The 1,535-nt window shown below is 37.6% G+C and carries 1 protein-coding gene; it reads right to left on the bottom strand.

The window, feature by feature from the left end:
- Positions 1-35 precede the first annotated feature (35 nt).
- On the bottom strand, positions 36-1,379 hold the full coding sequence (locus tag P5683_RS24740; RefSeq protein ID WP_315669504.1) for a hypothetical protein: 1,344 nt from the start codon (positions 1,377-1,379) through the stop codon (positions 36-38).
- Positions 1,380-1,535: the final 156 nt, after the last annotated feature.

The raw sequence follows: 1,535 nt of genomic DNA on the forward strand, positions 1-1,535 counted from the left end.
TTTTCAGTACCAGCCCCCAGAGTATTTGCAAGGATTTATACATAATCACTTTCCTTTTGCTCTTCCGATAGAAGATCAATCATTTCTTGAACATCTTCATCTTTGTAAAAAGTGGAGGCAACAATTTGCTCATCTAGGTTTGAAATATAAAATTGAAGCGGTTCGATCTCCTTGTCTTCAATCACTACATACTTCTTAAGATCTGAAATGTATCTTATGTCAGTAGATCCATTGTTCTCAATAAAGGCGTATCCTGAAGGTAGCTGAGTTGAGGGAGCAAGATCTCCAACTATTCCTTTATAGGTACTCACTTGAACAAAATAATTTGTTTTAGCAGTAAATCCATCTAACCTAAAACTACCGTCTTCTTCGACTGGTTTAGACGCAAGTACTACTTGAGTAGTAGGGTCAATAATATTTACTCTCAACAATTGATTCTTTACTTTATTGGTGGGTGCATTGCCACTTTCTGAAAAAAGATTCACTGCACCTTGAATTGCTATATTGTCATCAAAGGATAATCCTAGCATAAACCCATCACCTACTTGCATATTCCTCATGAGAGGCCACTTCCCTTTATAGCCATCGTTTTTACTATCCCTGCGTAAAAGTATTTTAAATGTAATTGATGTTGCCTCCTCAACAATTATTGCTGCTGTACCACATGCACCTCCATCCCCACAGTTTACATTAAATCCTTTAGCTTTATTAAAAATCTTATCAGATGAAACTCCGAATTCAGTCGATCCCGATACATACTCTAAAAATGCATTAGGTGTAATCAATTCTAATTCAACAGAATAACCTCTACAAACCCCTTCAACGTCAACCATAGCACCTAGTCCGACCAAATGTAGATGAGGATTAGAAATAGGTCTATTGAACTCGATGGTTAAATCTCCCAAGTATTGAGCTTCATTCGCTTTGGGAACTGAGGATTTTGAAAGATGCTTTATGGAGGCATACATCCAATAGGCATGATGTGTACCTGTAAATATACCTTGACCTAAGTCGTCACCAACAGTATACATGGTAGAAACAGGACGTCCGAGTGCTTTCATTTCTTGAAAGACCAATTCTGACTTAGGCCATTTAATAGTTTCGCGTGAAGCTGCGCCAAAGGTAACCACCTCCACAATGCCATCTGCTTTGACTTGAAAATTAGATAATTTTAGGGAAACACTGGTTACTAAATCCGGCTGTTGATATTTGCCTGAAGCGTCCTTTTTTAGCAAAAAAACAGATGGAACTTCAACAATTGGCCCTGATGGATTCTCATCTAATAAGCTTTTATCAACAAGCCATAGCTGCCCATTTAGGGGTATGAAAGCAATTAATAAGATTGTGAAAGCAAGTATAAATTGGGCAGCAATTTTCATATCGCGATTTGCATATTCAGGGTGAATGAAAGTTTAAATATCACACACCGGGATTGTCATCAAGACAAATATCTAAGAAATCGCTATGTATAATGAGGAAGTCAAAAACCCGGCTACTTCAATGCTACAGGCGGTTTCTTATTTATTTGACCTCTC

This window comes from Limnospira sp. PMC 1279.21 (assembly GCF_032349615.1).
Classification (GTDB): Bacteria; Cyanobacteriota; Cyanobacteriia; order Cyanobacteriales; family Microcoleaceae; genus Limnospira; species Limnospira fusiformis.